At 76.5% G+C, this 17,909-nt stretch carries 15 protein-coding genes, 1 tRNA gene and 1 pseudogene; 11 read left to right on the top strand and 6 right to left on the bottom strand.

Translation table 11 applies throughout. From position 1 onward, the window contains the following. Nucleotides 1–364: 364 nt before the first annotated feature. Nucleotides 365–1,171: a GNAT family N-acetyltransferase gene (locus ACFVGO_RS12915; RefSeq protein WP_380631711.1), complete on the bottom strand. Its 807-nt coding sequence runs from the start codon at nucleotides 1,169–1,171 to the stop codon at nucleotides 365–367. 1,016 nt (nucleotides 1,172–2,187) lie between these two features. Here ACFVGO_RS12915 and ACFVGO_RS12910 point away from each other — a divergent pair. The 5 genes and pseudogenes from ACFVGO_RS12910 to ACFVGO_RS12890 form a co-directional block, all read left to right on the top strand. Then, nucleotides 2,188–3,429 (top strand): annotated as a pseudogene (locus ACFVGO_RS12910) (helix-turn-helix domain-containing protein); the annotation flags it as partial. A gap of 638 nt (nucleotides 3,430–4,067) precedes the next feature. Then, entirely contained in the window at nucleotides 4,068–4,670 is a 603-nt protein-coding gene (gene orn / locus ACFVGO_RS12905; protein WP_380351435.1) for an oligoribonuclease, read from the top strand. A 176-nt stretch (nucleotides 4,671–4,846) separates the two neighbouring features. Next, nucleotides 4,847–4,922: transfer RNA gene (locus ACFVGO_RS12900), tRNA-His, on the top strand. A 183-nt stretch (nucleotides 4,923–5,105) separates the two neighbouring features. Continuing rightward, nucleotides 5,106–5,552, top strand: a complete 447-nt coding sequence (locus tag ACFVGO_RS12895; RefSeq protein ID WP_359908975.1) for a DUF4442 domain-containing protein — start codon at nucleotides 5,106–5,108, stop codon at nucleotides 5,550–5,552. Nucleotides 5,553–5,662: 110 nt separating this feature from the next. Beyond that, nucleotides 5,663–6,580, top strand: coding sequence for a hypothetical protein (locus tag ACFVGO_RS12890; protein ID WP_380351436.1), 918 nt, complete (start codon nucleotides 5,663–5,665; stop codon nucleotides 6,578–6,580). 262 nt (nucleotides 6,581–6,842) lie between these two features. Here ACFVGO_RS12890 and ACFVGO_RS12885 read toward each other — a convergent pair whose 3' ends face one another. The 3 genes from ACFVGO_RS12885 to ACFVGO_RS12875 form a co-directional block, all read right to left on the bottom strand. Then, entirely contained in the window at nucleotides 6,843–7,301 is a 459-nt protein-coding gene (locus tag ACFVGO_RS12885) for a GNAT family N-acetyltransferase (RefSeq protein WP_380631708.1), read from the bottom strand. Between the two features lie 130 nt (nucleotides 7,302–7,431). Then, nucleotides 7,432–8,337: a spermidine synthase gene (locus tag ACFVGO_RS12880; protein WP_380631706.1), complete on the bottom strand. Its 906-nt coding sequence runs from the start codon at nucleotides 8,335–8,337 to the stop codon at nucleotides 7,432–7,434. A 104-nt stretch (nucleotides 8,338–8,441) separates the two neighbouring features. Beyond that, nucleotides 8,442–8,957, bottom strand: coding sequence for a hypothetical protein (locus ACFVGO_RS12875; protein ID WP_359908985.1), 516 nt, complete (start codon nucleotides 8,955–8,957; stop codon nucleotides 8,442–8,444). Between the two features lie 262 nt (nucleotides 8,958–9,219). On the opposite strand from ACFVGO_RS12875, the gene ACFVGO_RS12870 reads away from it, so the two are divergent. After that, nucleotides 9,220–10,842, top strand: coding sequence for a tetratricopeptide repeat protein (locus ACFVGO_RS12870; RefSeq protein ID WP_380351440.1), 1,623 nt, complete (start codon nucleotides 9,220–9,222; stop codon nucleotides 10,840–10,842). An 88-nt stretch (nucleotides 10,843–10,930) separates the two neighbouring features. Here ACFVGO_RS12870 and ACFVGO_RS12865 read toward each other — a convergent pair whose 3' ends face one another. Beyond that, nucleotides 10,931–11,587 (bottom strand): histidine phosphatase family protein, encoded by a 657-nt coding sequence (locus ACFVGO_RS12865; protein ID WP_380351442.1) that lies wholly within the window; start codon nucleotides 11,585–11,587, stop codon nucleotides 10,931–10,933. Nucleotides 11,588–11,863: 276 nt separating this feature from the next. Here ACFVGO_RS12865 and ACFVGO_RS12860 point away from each other — a divergent pair, with 276 nt between their 5' ends. From ACFVGO_RS12860 to ACFVGO_RS12850, 3 genes are all read left to right on the top strand, one after another. Then, nucleotides 11,864–13,108, top strand: coding sequence for a hypothetical protein (locus tag ACFVGO_RS12860; protein WP_380351443.1), 1,245 nt, complete (start codon nucleotides 11,864–11,866; stop codon nucleotides 13,106–13,108). A gap of 70 nt (nucleotides 13,109–13,178) precedes the next feature. Next, nucleotides 13,179–14,786, top strand: a complete 1,608-nt coding sequence (locus tag ACFVGO_RS12855) for a hypothetical protein (protein WP_359908996.1) — start codon at nucleotides 13,179–13,181, stop codon at nucleotides 14,784–14,786. 8 nt (nucleotides 14,787–14,794) lie between these two features. Next, nucleotides 14,795–16,147: an AAA family ATPase gene (locus ACFVGO_RS12850; RefSeq protein WP_380631718.1), complete on the top strand. Its 1,353-nt coding sequence runs from the start codon at nucleotides 14,795–14,797 to the stop codon at nucleotides 16,145–16,147. A 9-nt stretch (nucleotides 16,148–16,156) separates the two neighbouring features. Here the strand turns inward: ACFVGO_RS12850 and ACFVGO_RS12845 are convergent, their stop codons facing one another. Continuing rightward, a complete protein-coding gene (locus ACFVGO_RS12845) occupies nucleotides 16,157–16,480 on the bottom strand; it encodes a hypothetical protein (RefSeq protein ID WP_359908998.1) in 324 nt (107 codons plus the stop codon). 236 nt (nucleotides 16,481–16,716) lie between these two features. On the opposite strand from ACFVGO_RS12845, the gene ACFVGO_RS12840 reads away from it, so the two are divergent. Together ACFVGO_RS12840 and ACFVGO_RS12835 are read left to right on the top strand one after the other, a co-directional pair. Beyond that, nucleotides 16,717–17,070 (top strand): hypothetical protein, encoded by a 354-nt coding sequence (locus tag ACFVGO_RS12840; protein ID WP_074005111.1) that lies wholly within the window; start codon nucleotides 16,717–16,719, stop codon nucleotides 17,068–17,070. A gap of 206 nt (nucleotides 17,071–17,276) precedes the next feature. After that, a complete protein-coding gene (locus tag ACFVGO_RS12835) occupies nucleotides 17,277–17,813 on the top strand; it encodes a bifunctional DNA primase/polymerase (protein WP_359909009.1) in 537 nt (178 codons plus the stop codon). The last annotated feature ends 96 nt before the right edge of the window (nucleotides 17,814–17,909 follow it).

The following is a 17,909-nucleotide window of genomic DNA, read 5'->3' as shown; positions in this document are numbered from 1 at the left end:
GGCGTGAGGAGAAAACTATCCCGGTTAGGGACGCCCCCCTCCCGGCACCGGTGGGAGGGGTGCCAGCGGATCTGACAAACACCACGACCGCAGCCACGACCGTCCGCCCGAGGCCCGACGGCGCCGCACCCGCCCCGGTCGCCCTCACCGTTGCGCCCGGCACGGCATCGTCCGCGTCTTCCGCATCGCGCTCGGCGACCACCGCGTCCGCAGCCGCCGTGGCGGCCGCCCAGTAGCGCCCGGCCGCCCCCTTCACATCCCGCCGTCCCCACCGTCCCCACCGCATCCCAGCGCCACCGCGCCCCTGCCCGCCGCCCACCGCCCGGCACCCGCACCCGGAAGCCACCGCCCCGCCCCGCTCCGGCTACCCCACCGGCGCCGCCGACGTGCGGGTCCACCAGCAGGTGCGGGTCTGCTCGACGAAGCCGAGCTTGCGGTAGAGCGGTTCGCCGAGCGAGGTGGCGACCAGGGTGGCCGGGCGGTCCGGGTGTGCGTGGGCCAGCGCGGTCCGGAGGACGGCGCCGGCCACGCCCCGGCCGCGCCGGTCGGGCAGGGTGGCGACCCAGTACACGCCGGTGGCCCGGCCGTCGTCATAGGTGAGGCAGGTGCCCGCCACCGCGCCGTCGACGCGGCCGAGCCAGCCCCGCCAGCCGGGTACGTCCAGCAGTTGCTCCGGGAGCGCTCCGCCCCGGACCCAGGGCTGTCGGGCGGGCAGCGGGAAGCCTTCCACGATGGCCCGCTCGACCATGGCGAAGCCGTCGCCGTCCCGCGCCTCATCCACCGTCAGGACCCCGCCTCCGCGCGCCTCCGAGACCGCGGGCAGGACGGCGGTCGCGCCTTCGACCGGTCCTGGGTCCCGGACCATCACCGGCATGAGCGGCATCCGGGTGGCCCCGAGGCCCGTGAGGTCGAGCCCGTCGTACGGGTCCTCCACGGTGCAGCGTATGGTCGACCAGTCGGCCATCAGGTCCGCCAACTCCTGCGCCAAGGCCGCTGGTTCGTCGTAGGGGCGGGTCACCACGATGCGGTGCGCGTCGTCCGGGGTCCGGGCGCACCGGACCGCGGTCAGCCCCGGGCGGGTGCGGGACTGCCAGCCGTGGACCCGGGCTTGGGCGAGCCAGAAGGCGGCGGCGTTGTCGTTGGCCCGTTCGAGCCGGCTGCTGGTGTTCACGGCAGGACCGTAACCCGGCGGTCCGGTTCCCGGTTCCCCCGTTCTGGGCTTGGCCGGATGAAGCCTGGGAGGCGCACGACTTCTCCCCGTGCGCCCCCTCGTGCACCGCCGATTTTCGGTCAATTTCGCGCCGATCCCTCCCGCTTGGGCAAATCCGCAGCCCAGACCAGCCGGCCGGGCGCACCGGAGCCGGACGCCCCAGGAACCGTCCCGCGACAACCAGCCACCGTTGCCCCGGCCCTCTTCCCAGAAAGGTCGACGGGTGCCACGCTTCGTGATCGAATGCATCACGCCAAATTGCCATGTCGACATAGCGTCGGATGGTGAACTTGTCACAACGGCAATGGTCCACCCGATAGATTTCGATCTTGGCCAGCAGTGCCGCACCACCCACACCACACCACCGAGGGGGCTTGAGCGCCTTGAGCAGGGTGAGCAGGAGCGACGCGGGTCCTGACAGCGGCCAGGCGGCGGCCGGCGGCGCGGGTCGGTCCGCGAGAGGCACTGGCACCACCGCGATCGCCACCACCCGCACCTCCGGCCCCCAGGGCGCCGCTTCGCACTCCTCGTACTCCACGGTGCCCTCCCCCGGGGCGGGCGCCGGCGGCGGTCCCGGTGCGACGCCGACCGCCGCGGACCACGGCGTGGCGACGCCCTACGGGAGCCAGTCCCCCTACGGCGGCCCGCCCGCCTTCGGCGGACAGTCGTCGTTCGGCGGACAGCCCGTCAGCCGAGGACTCGTCAGTCCCGGCCAGCCCTACGGCGGCGAGCACCCGGGCTATTCCGGCCACCCCGGGCACCTCGCCCATCCCGGCCAGTACGGAGGCCATCCCGGCCACGCCGGCCACCCCGGTCATTCCGGCCACCCCGGCTACGGCGGCGGCGCCCCGGGCCTGAACGGCGCCCCCGCCGCCGGCCCGGGCGGCGGTCCGCTCGGCGGCCTCGCCCTCGGCTCCGGCCACGGCCACGGCCCGCTGGGCCACGGCGGGCCCGGCGCGAACGGCTCCCCGACCCCGATGACGTCCTCCGCCCCGCGCAAGCTGTCCGGCCGGCGCCGCCGGGAGACCGTCGCCGTGCTGATCTTCGGCGGCGCCCCGATCTTCGAGAGCTCCATCCCGCTCTCCGTCTTCGGCGTGGACCGCCAGGACGCCGGGGTGCCCCGCTACCGCCTGCTGGTCTGCGCCGGCGAGGAGGGTCCGCTGGCCACCACCGGCGGCCTGACCCTCTCCGCCCCGTACGGCCTGGAGGCGCTCGCCCGGGCCGGCACGATCGTCGTTCCGGCCTGGCGCTCGATCTCCCAGCCGCCGCCGGTCGAGGCGATCACCGCCCTGCGCAAGGCCCACCACGAGGGCGCCCGGATCATCGGGCTCTGCACCGGCGCCTTCGTGCTGGCCGCCGCCGGTCTGCTCGACGGCCGCCCGGCGACCACCCACTGGATGTACGCGCCGACGCTGGCCAAGCGCTACCCGCGGGTCCACGTCGACCCGCGCGAGCTGTTCGTCGACGACGGCGACGTGCTGACCTCCGCCGGCACCGCCGCCGGCATCGACCTGTGCCTGCACGTGGTGCGCAGCGACCACGGCGCCGAGGCGGCCAACGCGCTGGCCCGCCGCCTGGTGGTGCCGAGCCGCCGCGGCGGCGGAGGACAGGCCCAGTACATCGATCAGTCTTTACCGGAGGAGATCGGCAACGACCCGCTGGCCGAGGTGGTCACGTGGGCGCTGGAGAACCTCAACCAGCAGTTCGACGTCGAGGTGCTGGCGGCTCGCGCGTACATGAGCCGGCGCACCTTCGACCGGCGGTTCCGCACGCTCACCGGCAGCGCGCCGCTGCAGTGGCTGATCACCCAGCGGGTGCTCCAGGCGCAGCGGCTGCTGGAGACCTCGGAGCTGTCGGTGGACGACGTCGCGCGCCGGTGCGGGTTCCGTTCGCCGGTGGCGCTGCGCGGGCACTTCCGGCGCCAGCTCGGGGTCTCCCCGGCCGCGTACCGGACCAGCTACCGGGCCCGCCGTCCCGGTCAGCAGCCGAGCGCGCCGGCCGGTGCGCTCGGCGACCTGCGGCTGCCCGGAGCGCTGCCGCACCCGGCGGGCGCGGTCGCGCCGGCGGGCGGGCCGCTGTTCGGTGGGGCGCACGGTGTGCCGTCGGCGCAGCCGTTCCCGGCCGGTCCGGGGGCGCCGCTCGCGGTCGGGCAGCACGGGCAACCGGTGCCGCACGGCCAGCAGGGGCAGCAGATCGGTCACGGGCAGCCGGGAGCGCACGGCCAGCCCGGCGGGTTCGGTCCGGGCCAGGTCGGGACGCCGACCGGCCAGCCCTTCCACGTCCGGGCCGGTCAGCCGTACCCGCACCAGCAGGCCGCACAGCAGTCGCACCCCGGGCAGCAGGGTGCGGCAGGGCGCGGTCCGCTGCGGCCGCCGGTGGTTCCGGCGCAGGCCGGACCGGGGGCGGGGACCGGACGTCCGCCGCGCACCGCGGAGCACGCGGCGGCGGAGGACGGTCTCCCGCAGCCGGGGGTCCGCGGTCAGGGCCAGGGGCACCGGAGCGCGGCCGAGCGGCCCGCGGACGAGCCGGGTGCGGCCGGGCGCGGTCACGGCGCGGCCGCGGGACGGATGCCGGCCCCGGCCGGGCAGCCGGGCTCGGGGCCGGGTGAGCTCCGCGGTCGCCAGGCCCGGGCTCCGCAGGTCCGCGGCCAGGCGGCCGGCCGGCCCTCGGCCGAGGGCGCCCGGGCGGCGCGCGAGGTCCGGGCCGGACGGGACGGCCATGCGGTCCGGGCCGGCCGGGAGGGCGAGCACCCGGACGGCCCCGGTACGCACGACGGGCCGGAGGAGCACCAGGCCGAGGCACCCCGCTCGGCTCCACCGGTCCCCGCGGCGCGTGATCGCGCCGTAGGGTGAGTTGTGTGAATGACCGTTTGGTATGGATCGACTGTGAAATGACCGGCCTCGACCTCGACCGGGACGCCCTGGTCGAGGTCGCGGTGCTGGTGACGGACTCCGAGCTGAACATCCTCGGCGAGGGCGTGGACGTCATCATCCGGCCGCCGGCGGAGGCGCTGGCGAACATGCCCGAGGTGGTGCGCGAGATGCACACCGCCTCCGGGCTGCTGGAGGAGCTGGAGCAGGGCGTGACCCTGGCCGAGGCCGAGGAGCGGGTGCTCGCCTACGTGCGCGAGCACGTGCCGGAGGCGGGGAAGACCCCGCTCTGCGGCAACTCGGTGGCCACCGACCGCGGCTTCCTGGCCCGGGACATGCCGGCCCTGGAGAAGCACCTGCACTACCGGATCGTGGACGTCTCCTCGATCAAGGAGCTGGCCCGCCGCTGGTACCCGAAGGCGTACTACAACAGCCCGCAGAAGGGCGGCAACCACCGGGCGCTCGCCGACATCCGGGAGAGCATCGACGAACTGCGGTACTACCGCGAGGCGGTGTTCGTCCCGCAGCCCGGCCCGGACGCCGACACGGCGCGGGCGATCGCCGGGAAGTACCGGTCCCCGGCGAACTGAACCCGGTTCCGCCGGGCCGGTCCGCTCCCGGAACGGCCCGGCGGAACCCCGCCGGAGGGTCGGAGGAGGTGCCCGCGTCAGCCGGATCGAAACCCTGGCGCGAGCACCCTCTCGGATCCTGTAGAGTTCTTCCTGTCGGAACGGGAACGCGAGAGCGGGAACGGACCGGACAGATGGTGGGTGTAGCTCAGTTGGTAGAGCACCTGGTTGTGGTCCAGGTGGCCGCGGGTTCGAGTCCCGTCACTCACCCCAGAGCCTGAGGGGCCGATCTCTTCAAGAGATCGGCCCCTCGGGCGTTTTCGCGTTCCCTCAGCTGTGCACGGCCTCAGTTGCACGCCCCCCACCCGGATGTGCGCTCCCTCACACGTGCCCGCCGGGTCGACTTTCCGGCCTACCCCCTGCCGCCGGAAGCTACCGGCTAGTAACATCGTCGCCATGACCACACCCACGATCGGCAAGCTGCTCGACGACACCGTGCCGATGGCGCACACCCTCAACCTGGACTACCTGGAGACCACTCCGGAGCGGGCCGTTCTCCGCCTGCCGGACCAGCCCGCGTACCACAACCACGTCGGCGGCCCGCACGCCGGCGCGATGTTCACGCTGGCCGAGTCCGCCAGTGGCTGCATCGTGCTCGCCGCCTTCGGCGACCAGCTGTCCCGGGCCGTGCCGCTCGCCGTGAACGCCGAGATCGCGTACAAGAAGCTCGCCATGGGCGACGTCACCGCCACCGCCGTGCTCGGCCGCCCGGCCGCCGAGATCGTCGCCGAGCTGGACGCCGGCGGCCGCCCCGAGTTCCCGGTCACCGTCGAGATCACCCGCGCCGACGGCGCCGTCACCGGCGTGATGACGGTCACCTGGACGCTGCGCCCCAACTCCTGACCACCACGCGGCCGTTGGCCCCGGGAGCGCCGGCCCCGGGGCCACCCGCGCGATGACCGTCCGTGACGGCGGGCGTGACCTCACCACCCGGCCGCTCGTTCTCGATTCACGTGCGAGCCAATCACGCGACCAAGCCCCAGGAACCCGCCCCTCGCGGCGACGCCGGTGCCCGCCGCGGGATCGCCCGGTGGCTGCCCCGCCCCCGGGTCGTCGCCGCCGCGGGAGCCCTGCTCACCCAACTCTGGGGGGTCGGCGCCCCCGGGGCGTACGCGGCCGCCGCCGACCCACCGCCGGACCCGGCCCGGCCCGCCGTCCGGCGCGCGCTGCACGGCGCCCCGGCACTCGACCGGCCGGTGCTCGACGGACCCGCCCTCGACGGACAGTCAGCCGAGCGTCCCGTCGGGTCCGGGCCCTCGGCGGGCAGACCGTCGGCGGGCGGCCCGCCGGACCGCTCCCCCGGGGCCGCCGGGGAACCGGCCGGCAACGGCCCGGCCGACGGGACCACCGGGGCGGTCGGCACGGTCGGCGGCACCCTCCAGGAACGCATCCGGGCCGGCGGCCTTCCCCTGCCCGGCCAACGGGCGGCCGTCCCCGACGCCTTCGCGCTCGCCTCCGGCCTCCTCGACACCCTCCCCGCCCGGGCCCGGCCCGACGACCCCCGCGCCTCCCGCGAGGGCGGACCCGCCGGCCTGTCCTCCGCCGCCCGCCGCCGACCCGGCGACTCCCTTCCCGCCGTTCCCCGGCAGCGCCGGGCCGCGGAGGGACCGCTGGTCCAGGAGGCGACGGCCACGACCGTCGACCGGGCAGGACCCGCCGCCGAGCCCGACCGGCCGGCGGACTCCACGGCCCCCGCCGGAGCCGGCCCCGGCCGGACGCCCGCGGCGGTGGCCATCGCCGACACCGCCACGGCGGCCACCTCCCATGACGGCTCCGCCACCGCGACCGCCGTCCTCGCCCCCATCGCCGCCGGGCTGCTGCTCACCGGGGCGGCCATGTGGAAGCACCGCGGGCTGCCACGCGGGCACTGAACTCGAACTCCCGCCGTCCACCCGGAGAACGAGCGGGCCGACGCCGGGGTACGCGCATCGCGAGGCGCGGGCGGGGGCACCGCCCGGCCGAAGACCGAAGGCCCGGGACTCGGTGCCACTCCGGCAGCGAACGGTCCCGGGTCGGTCGAGCCGCGGCGTCGGGCTGCGCGCGTCCCGGGGCCGCCGAGGCGTCTCCCGCCGCCGGGCGCGCGCCGGGACAGCGGCGGCGGCAACGGCAGCGGCAGCGGCAGCGGCAGCCCGCCTACTGCACGGCCAGGTCCAGGACCAGCAGCGGGAGTTCGCGCCCCGGGATCGAGCCGGACGGGACGCTGCCGACCCGGGTGGCACCCATCGCGAGGTAGAACGGCTCGGCGTTCGGGTCGGAGTCGATGGTGAGCCGGCGCAGGCCGAGCTCCACGGCCAGGCCCCGGGCCTGCTCGAACAGCGCGCGGCCGACGCCTCGGCCGATCGACTCCGGCTCGACGAACAGCTGGTCCAGCGACCCGGTCGGCGGGGCGCCGGAGAGCGAGACGAACCCCAGCACCCGCCCGCCGTGCTCGGCCACCACCGTGGCCGACCGCTCGATCACGCAGGCGTCCACGGTCAGCTCCGCCCGGCAGGCGGCCATGAACGCCTCGCCGTAGCCCCAGTACGCCTTGGACCGCAGGGCGATGCCGGTGAGCAGCGCGGCCTCGTCCGGCCGGGCCGGTCTGATCTCCATGGCGCCCCCTCGGGTCGGTGGCCGGACGGCAGCGCCATTGTCGGCCGCGATCCGGTCGTCCGCCAACGGATTTGCGGCGGGCGGCACGGCGCTGCCGGGGTTCACCGCTGGACGCGCCGGGCCGCGGCCGTCAGCGGAACACCCCCGGCGGCGGTTCCGGGGACGGGGCCGCCGTGGCGTCCGTCGCCGGAACGGCTCCGGCCGCGAAGTCGGTGAGGGCGCGCCCGTGTTCGACCCGGGCGTGGGCGGAGTCCGAGGCGGCGCGGCGGGTGAGGTCGGCGACCGGGAGGGGGGTGTGGGCGGCGGCCAGGACGAGGTTGCCGAAGCGCTTGCCGCGCAGCACGGCGGGGTCGGCGATCAGGCACAGCTCGGGGAAGACCGCGCTGAGGGTGGCGACCTGGGAACGGGCGAAGGGCAGGGCGCCGCCGTCGGCGATGTTGGCGGCGTACCAGCCGCCGGGGGCGAGGGCCCGGGCGGCGAGGGTGGTGAACTCGACGGTGGTGCAGTGGGCGGGGGTGCGGGCCCCGGAGAAGACGTCGGTGATCACCAGGTCGACGCTGTCCTCGGGAGTGCGCTCCAGCACGATGCGGGCGTCCGCGCCGCGCACCTTGATCTGCCAGCCGCGGTCCAGGGGGAGTTCGGCGCGGACGAGTTCGGTGAGCGCGGTGTCGATCTCGGCGACCTGCTGGCGGGAGCGCGGCCGGGTCGCGGCGGTGTAGCGGGCCAGGGTGAGGGCGCCGCCGCCGAGGTGCAGGACGGTGAGCGGGCGGCCGGGCGGGGCGACCAGGTCGATCAGGTGGCCGAGCCGGCGCTGGTACTCGAAGCCGAGGTGGGTGGGGTCGGCGAGGTCGACGAGGGACTGCGGGGCGCCGTCGATCAGCAGCGACCAGGCGGCGGGGCGGTCGCGGTCGGGGCGCAGTTCGGCGAGGCCGGAGCCGACGGGGCGGCTGAGCGGGCCCTGGGCGTGGGTGCGTCCGTCCGGTCCGGTGGTGGCCGCCGGTTCCGGGCCGCGCGCGGCTCTGCTGCTTCGTCCCATACCGGCCATTATCGCCGTCGGGGTGGAACACCCACAGGTCAGGGGCGTGCCCCGGGGACCCGGCCGGAGGTTGGGGGCCCGGCGGGATCCGCGCGGCACGCCCGCTAGAACGGGCCGAGGCCGCCTGCGGTGAGCGTGCAGGCGGCCTCGCAGAGGGCGGAGCGGAGCACCCAGGCGTCGGTGGGGCGTGCGGTGCGGCCGGCGCCGGAGGGCGGGATCACCCAGCGCGGGTCGGTGGTGGCGGGCACGAGCGCGCCCGCGGTACAGGAGCTGCCGGGCAGGTGCCAGGTCTCCCAGGTGCCGGCCGGGACGAGGAAGGAGACGGTGCTGCCGTTGCGGCTCTGCAGGACGGCTCCGCAGGCGCGGCGCAGTCTCAGGATGTCGACGGCTTCCAGGCCGTGCCGCAGGGCGACGGTCACGGTGTCGCAGGCGGTGACGGAGGTCCCCTCGTCGGGGGTCGTGCGCTCGCGGCGGCGGCCGCCGCAGGGGGTGCGGCCGCCCTCGACCGGTCCCCGGCCGGGGCGCCGGTCGTCGGCGGGTTCGGGGAGCAGGGCGGGAGCGGCGCCGGCGAGCACTCCCCCGCGGACGGGTCGGTACTGCGGCAGTCCGGTGGCCATCATGGGCTCTCCTGTACCTCGTCGGTCCGGAAGCACAGCCGTTGGGCGGGGCCGCCGGGCTGGGACGGGCCGGGGCGACGGCATGGGCTTTTTCCGCGTACCAGGACAACGCGGGGCCAGCGCCGCAGGCCACGGGGCGCATTACAGCAAGGCATGGCATTTCATGGCGGATACCCAGCAACATCGCCCCTTTTGCCCTGCATTGACATTGAATGTCCGGCCAACCGAATGTGGCCGCTCGGTGACTCCGAGTACTCTCGGCGCCATGGCAGCCACCCCACCGGCCGAGCCGAACCGACCGTCCCCCAACCCCGTGATGCGCGCGCTGCGCGGCGACCGTTCACCCGGCGAGTTCGCCACGGCCGTCCGCAGGGCCGCCCGCGAGATCGGCGAGCACGTGTCCTGCGACGCCCGCTACGTCGGACGGGTCGAATCCGGTGAGATCCGCTGCCCCAACTACGCCTACGAGCGGGTGTTCCGGCACATGTGGCCGGACCGCACGCTCACCGACCTCGGCTTCGCCCCCCGGACCTCCGTCCGCCGCCGCCCGGTGGCCGGATCCGGCGGGTGGAGCGAACCACCTCCGCTCCACCCGACGTTCCCGCCCCCGCCCGCCCCGCGCTCACCACTCTCCACTCAACTCCCGTACGCTGCCTCGCCGTACGCGGATCCAGCCGCTCCGGACGGGCCCCCGTGGCCGAGTCCCGGGACGGCGCCCCGGGGGCCCGATGGATCGCCCTATCTCGACGAGGAGAACGACGACGTGCGTCGCCGTACGTTCCTGGCCGGCGGCACCACCGCGCTGGCCGCCGTGATCGGCATCGACCGACCCGCATCGGCCGCCGGCCGGCAGGCCGGTGCCGACGGCGCCTCCGGTGCGCTCACCGCCCGAGGCGCCTTCCCCGGTGCGGAGTTCACCGCACCGTCGCTGCTCGGCGGCGAACCGCTGGTGCCCGGCCGCCCCGGGCCGGTGGCGCCGTCGCGCCGGGTCGGCGCCGCCGAGGTGTTCGGCGTCGAGCAGGCCGTCCGGGAGATCCGGCTGGCCGACGACGCGCACGGCGCCGACGCCCTGTACGAGCTCGCCGGGCGGTCGCTGCGCAACGCCTACGTGTTGCTCAACGAGTGCGAGTACAGCGCCGAGACGGAGCGCCGGCTCCAGGCCGGAGCGGGTGAACTCGCGATCTCCGTCGGCTGGTTGGCCCATGACTCGAACCGTCTCGCGGACGCCCGCTCGTTCTACTCCGAGGCGCTCGCCACCGCCCGGATGGCCGGGGACTCCGGGCTGGAGGCGCACGTCTTCTGCAACAGCGCCTTCCTCGCCCGGGACGCCGGCCGCCCGCGCGAGGCGCTGCGCGCCGCCCAGGCCGGGCAGGTCGCCGCCCGGGAGCTGGACTCCGAGCGGCTGCTCGCCCTGCTGACCATGCGCGAGGCCGGTGCGTGGGCCCTGCTCCAGGACCGCGCCTCCTGCGAGCGCGCCCTCGGCCGGGCGTACGCCCTGTTCGACCGGGGCCCCGGTGCGCGGGACCCGGAGTGGATGTCCTTCTTCGGCGAGGCCGAGATCGCCGGGCTCCAGTCGCAGTGCTGGTCGGCGCTCGGCGACTGGGACCGCGCCAGCGAGCAGGCCGTGCTGGCGATAACGCTCCAGGAGCCGCACTTCCTCCGCAACCGGGTGCTGTACACCGCCGAGCTGGCCCACGACCGGCTCGGCCGCGGGGACCTGGCGGGCGCGGCGCACCACGGCTCGGCCGCCGTCGCGCTGTTCGACGCCGTCGGTTCGGCCCGGATCCGGAGCATGCTCGCGGACACCGCGGGACGGCTGCGCCGGCACGTCGCGGTGCCCGAGGTGCGCCGGTTCCTGACCGATTACGACCGGGCGGCGGCCGCGTAGGACCCGCACAGGGCCCGGGCAGGCCCCCGGGAGAAGCCCCGGGCCGCCCGACGGACCGGGGACCGGCGCGGTCGGCGCCCGCCCGGGGTCAGTGCCCGGCGGTCGGACCGTCCAGGTGGGACAGGTCGTTCCAGATCTCCACCGCCGGCGCGCCGTACTCCCAGGACAGCACGCAGAGCGCGGCCGTACCGAGCTTGAACCGCTGGGCGAACTCGGGCGGCAGACCCAGCCAGCGGGCGGCCAGGATGCGCAGCAGGTGGCCGTGCGCGAACAGGACCACGTCCCGGTCGGCGCAGTGCATCACGGTGGTGTCCGGCTCCGGGACGCCGTGCTCCTCGTTGAGGCCGGCCAGGAAGGCGTCCACCCGGGCGGCCACGTCGGAGAGCTTCTCGCCGCCGGGCACCCCGTCGCGCCAGATCAGCCAGCCGGGGTGGTCGGTGGCCCGGATGTCCGCGCCGGTGCGGCCCTCGTACGCGCCGTAGTCCCACTCCATCAGCTCCGGGCGCTCCACGGCGCGGTCGCCGAAACCGGCCAGCTCGCAGGTCTCCTTCGCCCGGCCGAGCGGGCTGGTGCGGACGAGCGCGTCCGGCAGCCCGTTCCAGGGGGCCTTGGCGAGACGGGCGCCGAGGGCCCGGGCCATCGCGCGGCCCTCCTCGGTCAGCGGGATGTCGGTGCGGCCGGTGTGGCGGCCGGTGGCGGACCACTCGGTCTCGCCGTGGCGGACCAGCACGATGCGGGCGGGCATGGGGGCTCCTAGCGACAGCAGGGCGGTGGCAACGGTCGGTCTCACCATTGAGCACCGGGCTCCATGATCCCCCACCCGGACGGCGGCCACGATCGCGGGGGCCGTGGCGGCGGCCGCGGCCGCACGCCGGCGGGCGCGGTCCGCCGGGGGCCCGACCACGGCCGCCCCGGGTGCCGGCCGGTGCACCGGCCGGCGTGTCGACCGCTGTGCCGCCCGGTCGTCCAACGGCCGGTCCGCACCGCGTTGTCGGACCCGGATGCGACACTGGGCCGCACCATGAACGTCTCGACGAACGTCCCGCCCGGCGGGCCCGCTGAGCCGCTCGCCCAGCGGCTCGCGGAGCTGCGCGGACCGGCCCCGCAACGCAGTCTGAACGCCCGCTCCCTCGCCGCGCTCGCCGCCAATCCGGGCTGCCACCGCCGCGCCGTGCTGGACGCGGCCGGGGTGGACAAGTCCGCGCTGGCGGCCCGGCTCGGCCGCCCCGCCCCCTTCGGCCAGTCCCCCTTCGCCATCGCCCGCGGCGTGATCTTCGAGTCCCGGCTGAAGGCGGACGGCTACGCCCCGCTGCTGGAGCCGCTGCGCCACCACCTGGGCCTCCCGGCGGACGACCGGGCCCCGCTCCGGGTGCCGGACCTGCTGCACCGCTCCGGCCCGGCCGTACGCGCCGACCGGACGGCCGAGGCACTGGCCGCGGCCGCCGCCGACCCGGAGGCCTGGACGCTGCTCGACCACCCGATGCTGCGCCTGGCGGTGGCCGGCAGCACCGCCTACCTGGAGCCGGACGCCCTGGTGGTGCACGGCGGGCGGTGCACCGTGGTCGAGATCAAGTCCTTCCCGGTGCTGGACGGCAGCGCGGACCCGGCCAAGGTCGGCGCCGCCGCCCGGCAGGCCGCGGTGTACGTGCTGGCGCTCCAGCAGGCCGCCGCCGCGGCGGCCGGGCAGCCGCTCGCCGAGGACCCGTACACCGAGCAGCGGCTCGCGGGCAGCCCGCGCACCAGCGTGCTGCTGGTCTGCCCGAAGGACTTCGGCAACCGGCCGACCGCGGTGGCCGTGGACGTCCGCCGTGAACTGGCCACCACCCGGCGCCAGCTGAGCCGGATGACCGGCATCGGCCGGCTGCTGGAGGCGCTGCCGCCGGACGCCGGCTTCGACCTGGCCGCCGACGAGGACGGCGCGCCGGCCCGGACCACCGAGCAGCTGACCGCCTCGGTCGAGGCGGTGCCCGCCGCGTACAGCCCGGACTGCCTCTCCACCTGCGAACTCGGCTTCCACTGCCGTGCCCGGGCCCGCTGCGACGACCGGGTCGAGCAGCTCGGCCGGGGCGTGCGCGGCGAACTGGGCAGCATCCGGACGGTGTCCGGGGCGCTGGCCGCCGCCGGCACCAAGGGCGACGACCTGGACGGCGCGGACGACGCCGCCGAACGCCTGGCCTACGCGGCCGCACTGCGCGCCGAGGCCCTGGAAGCGGCGGCCGCGGCAGCCACGGCCGCCGGAGCCGGCGCCCCGGGGGCCGTCGCATGAGCGGGCGCGACGCGGGAGCGGCCCCGGCCGAGGGCCGCGGGAGCACCGCCGGGCGAAGCGGGGCGGGCGCATGAGTCTGCTCACCACCCTCGCCCGGCTGGAGGCCGTCCGCAGCGGCCGGGCCGAGCCGCTGGCCACCGTCCGGCACCGGCACCTGTCCGACCGCCCGATGGTGCTGGTCCCGCTGACCGCCGCCGGCGAGTCCGGCGCGCCGCTCGCGGTGCTGCTCGGCACCGACCGGGACGCGCCCCGGCTGCACCTGGTGCCGCAGCCGCTCAACCGCACCCTGCGGTTCGACTTCCTGGCCGAGCTGGCCGCCGACCTGCTGCCCTACCTGGAGTCCTTCGCCGAGGACGTCGAGCAGATCGAGGGCTCCGAGAAGGACCCCGAGAGCGGCGAGAAGACCCAGGTGTTCCGCGAGCTGTGCGCGGACGCCCCGCAGCTGATCGTGCCGAACGGCGCGGGCGTGCACCACCTCGCCCTGATCGGCCGCTCGACCCGTTTCCGCCGCACCGCCGAGGACGCGGAGCCGGGCCCGTACCCGGCGCCGGTCCGGGTGCCGCTGCTCGGCCGCTGGCTGACCCACCTCACCGACCGCGCCCAGGTGCCCGGGTCCTCGCTGCTGCTGCCGATGACCGGCCTGCTGGCCCGGCACTGGGCGACCGGCCAGAGCCACCTGGAGGACCAGCACCTGGCGGCCCGGCTCGCCTGGCACCACCCGCCGGCCGGTCTGACCGGCGCGCAGGCGGCCGAGCTGGCCGAGTCCGCCCGGGACGACCGGGGGCAGCTGCTGCACCCGCCGGCCGGGCCGACGACCGACCCCCGCTTCGACGAGTTCGTGCTCGCCCCGGCGATCACCCGCTACGACGCCGCGGTGGGCGCCCTGCAGCACAGCACCGAGCAGCGCGACGAGGCCGCCGCCGCACGCGCCCGGGCGGCCGTGCGGGCCGCGGTGACGGCGCTGGAGGAGGCACTGTCGACCGTCCTGCTGCCCACCTGGCGGGACGTCTGGCGGGGCCTGGACCTGCTGCGGACCCTGCCGCCGGCCGGTCACCTGGAGGAGCGCTGGACCGGCGACCGCTGGTCCTACACCGGCCACCGGGACCGGCTGGCGGCCGGCGAGCCGCCGCAGCCCCGGCAGGACGACGCCGTCACCGCGGCCCGCAAGCTCGCCCAGCGCGAGCGCGAGCAGGCCCGGCTCGACGTCCAGGAGGCGCTGGACGACCCGCTGGCGATGGCCGAGCACCGGCTGGCCGGCGAGGCGTTCAGCGGCGTGGTCACGGAGGTGGTGCCGGACTGGGACACCACCGGCCGCTCCCCCAAGCCGCGCCCGCTGGTCACCCTGCGCACCGCCGACCGTCCGCACGCGGACCTCGGCCGCGAGGTGCACCGCGTGCACGGCGCGTCCGCGCAGAAGGCCGAGATCGTCGCGGTGGACACCGCCGGGGGCACCCTCACCCTGCGGGTGCTCTCCGGCATGGGCCGCCGCAAGGAGCCGGAGCCGGGCAGCCTGCCCGAGCCCGGCGAGTCGGTCACCTTCACCCTGTTCGAGCTGACGGTGCGCCAGTCCGCGCCGCTGCCCGAGCCGGACGACACCCCCTGGACCCACGGCGGCCCGCCCGGCGCCGCGCCCGTACCCGCCCCGTCCGCCCCGTCCGTCTCCGAGGAGTGGGAGTGAGCCGTCCGATGACCCCCGAGCAGGCCCCGGGCGAGGCCGCCGACGCCGCGGTGGCCCGGATCCTGGCGGCCACCGTCCGGCCGCCGGCCGGCGCCCCGCGCGGCGTGGTGGTGGACTCCCCGCCCGGCGCCGGGAAGTCGACGCTCGTGGTGCGGGCCGCGCGCGAGCTGGTCGAGGCCGGCGAGCGGCTGATGATCGTCGCCCAGACCAACGGCCAGGTGGACGACCTGGTCGGCCGGCTGGCCGGGAAGGCGCCGGAGCTGACGATCGGGCGACTGCACGCCGCGGACTCACGGCCCGGCCCGGAGGTGCTGAAGCACGCCAACGTGACGCCCTCCGACAAGGTCGCCGACCTGGTCGAGCACGACGTGGTGATCTCCACCGCGGCCAAGTGGCAGTGGGTGCGGGCCGAGGCCCCGTGGCGGCACGCGATCGTCGACGAGGCGTACCAGATGCGCTCGGACGCCCTGCTCGCGGTGGCCCGGCTGTTCGAGCGGGCGCTGTTCGTCGGCGACCCGGGCCAGCTGGACCCGTTCACCGTGGTCGGCACCGAGCAGTGGGCCGGGCTGTCGTACGACCCGTCCGGCAGCGCGGTGGTCACCATGCTGGCGCACAACCCGGAGATCGAGCCACACCGGCTGCCGGTCTCCTGGCGGCTGCCCGCCAGCGCCGCGCCGCTGATCTCGCGGGCCTTCTACCCGTACACGCCGTTCCGTTCCGGCACCGGCCCGGACGACCGCCGGCTGACGGCCTCCGTGCGCCCGGACGGCTCCGCCCTGGACGCGGTGATCGACCGGGCCGCCGAGCACGGCTGGGCCCTGCTGGAGCTGCCCGCCCGGCACACCGTACGGACCGACCCGCAGGCCGTGGCGGCCGTCGCGGCCACCGTCCGCCGGCTGCTGGAGCGGGGGCTGACCGCCCACTCCGAGCAGGGCGAGGCCCCGCTCACCGCGGACCGGGTCGCCGTCGGCACCGCCCACCGGGACCAGGCGGCGGCCGTGCGCGCGGCGCTGCTCAAGGCGGGCGTGCCGGTGGACGGCGCGGCCGGTCCGGCCGTCACGGTGGACACCGCCAACCGCCTCCAGGGCCGCGAGTACGACGTCACCGTGGTGCTGCACCCGCTCTCCGGGCGCCCCGACGCGACCGCCTTCCACCTGGAGACCGGCCGGCTCTGCGTGCTCGCCTCCCGGCATCGGCACGCCTGCATCGTGGTGGCCCGGGCCGGGATCGCCGAGCTGCTGGACGAGCACCCCGCGACCGAGCCGGTGCAGCTGGGCGTGCCGGTGACCTTTCCGGACGGCTGGGAGGCCAACCACCAGGTGCTGCACCACCTGGGCGGCCACCGGGTCCGCCTGAGGTAGCCGCCGGTGTCAGTCCTCGGTCTCGCAGACCGCGAACGCCACCACCGGGCCCCGCTCCGTCCGTGCGCTCCACCCGCGCCCGTCGGCGGTGGGGCCGGTGGCGCGCACCGGGCCGTCCGCGTCCGGCTGGAGCCGGTAGCCGCCGCCGGTCAGGTGGGTGCCGGACGGGCAGGTCGCCGTCGAGACGCCGTCCGCGCCGCTCGGCTCCCCGGTGACCACCAGGGCCGTCTCGGCGGCCGAGGCGGGCGGGGCGACGGCGGCGACGGCGAGCAGCGCGCCCGGCAGGGGCAGGACGGACAGGGCGAGGGCCGTGAGGCCTCTTCTCACACGCATGGGGGTTCCCTCCAGCTCGGTCGGACGACCGGGTACACCGGGACAACCGATTCGCATGCGATCCGGAAGCGCGGCGCGGGAGGCGCACGCCCGGCGCGAGCCGGGGAATAGCGCTCGCGTGCGCACCGTTCCGCTACCGGCCACCGCCGCGAGACAATGGACGGCGGCCACGACCGGGCGGCGCAGCCCGGAGCAGATCCCTTCCACCCCCACCCGAGACCCGGAGGTGTCCGTCCATGCCCGACTCCCCAGAGTCGTCCGAGCCCACCAGGCGCCTGCGTCCGGTGCAGCTGCTGTTCGAGCCGCAGTCCGCCGAACCCGAGCCGGAACGATTCTTCGACCTGGAGTCGATCGAGGACCCGGCGGAGCTGCTGCGCCGCTCCACGGAACTGGCCCTGGCCTTCCGGGCCGCCGCCGAGCGGGCCACGGACTTCCAGGCGGTCGCCGCCGCGCAGCTCGCCGACCCGCGCCGGTTCGACGCGCTGTCCGACGCCGAGGTCGCCCGGCGGGCGGACTGGACCCCGGACTACGCCGCCAAGATGATCGAGTACGGCCGCACCCTGCTCCAGCCGCGCCGGCACGAGGACTGAGCCCCGCGCCCGTCCGCCGGACACGGGCCGCTGGCATATGCGCGGCGGGGAAGGGTACGCCGTCCCCCGCCGCGCTGTCCGGCGAACAGTGCTTTCCGTCCCGGCGCGGGCGGGCGCCGCGCAGGCTGCTCCCCGTGGAGATCTGGACACAGCAGTCGGTGACGCAGCAGTCGGTGACGTACCCGTCGGCGACATACCCGTCGGTGATGCACCCGTCGGTGGAGTACGTCGGCGCGGCCGGGGAGGCCTGGCTCGCCTCCGCCAGCGAGTACCCGCGCAGCATGCGCGCCCTGTGGGAGAGCCGCCCCTGGGCGCCGTCGGTGCTGCCCTGCGGGCGCGCCTTCGACGTGATCAGCATGCCGGCGCTGTTCGGCCGCCGGGTGCTGGACGAGCTGTGGGCCTCCGGACCGGGCTGCGGGCCGGTGGCCGTCCACCGGGGGCGGATGCTGCTGTTCGTCCAGCCCGGCGCCGCTCCCCGGCTGCGCCGGCTGCTGGCCTGGGAGGAGTGGGCCCGGGACGTGCCGCCGCTGCTGTGCCACGGCAGGGGCGACGCGGTGACCGTGCCGCCCCTGCAGCGGATGGTGAACAGCCCGGACTCCCCCGGGCAGGGCGCCGGCCGGTGGATCGTCGCACCCGAACAGCGCAGTCCCCGGCTGCCCGGCGCCGCGGTGGTGCTCTGGGCCTGCGTGCGGGCGGCGCGCGAGCCGGTTCCCGCCGGGGCGCCCGTCGTGACCGGAGGGTGAACGCGGGGCGGCCGGTATTCGATTTTGGCTCGGCCGCACGGCGCTGCTAGAGTCTTCTCTGTCAGCAGGCGCCGCTAGCTCAGTTGGTTAGAGCAG

The organism is Kitasatospora sp. NPDC057738 (assembly GCF_042798815.1).
In the GTDB taxonomy this organism is placed as follows: Bacteria; Actinomycetota; Actinomycetes; order Streptomycetales; family Streptomycetaceae; genus Kitasatospora; species Kitasatospora lactacystinica.
The sequence above is the reverse complement of the archived record's forward strand: the minus strand, read 5'-3'. Positions and strand labels throughout refer to the sequence as shown.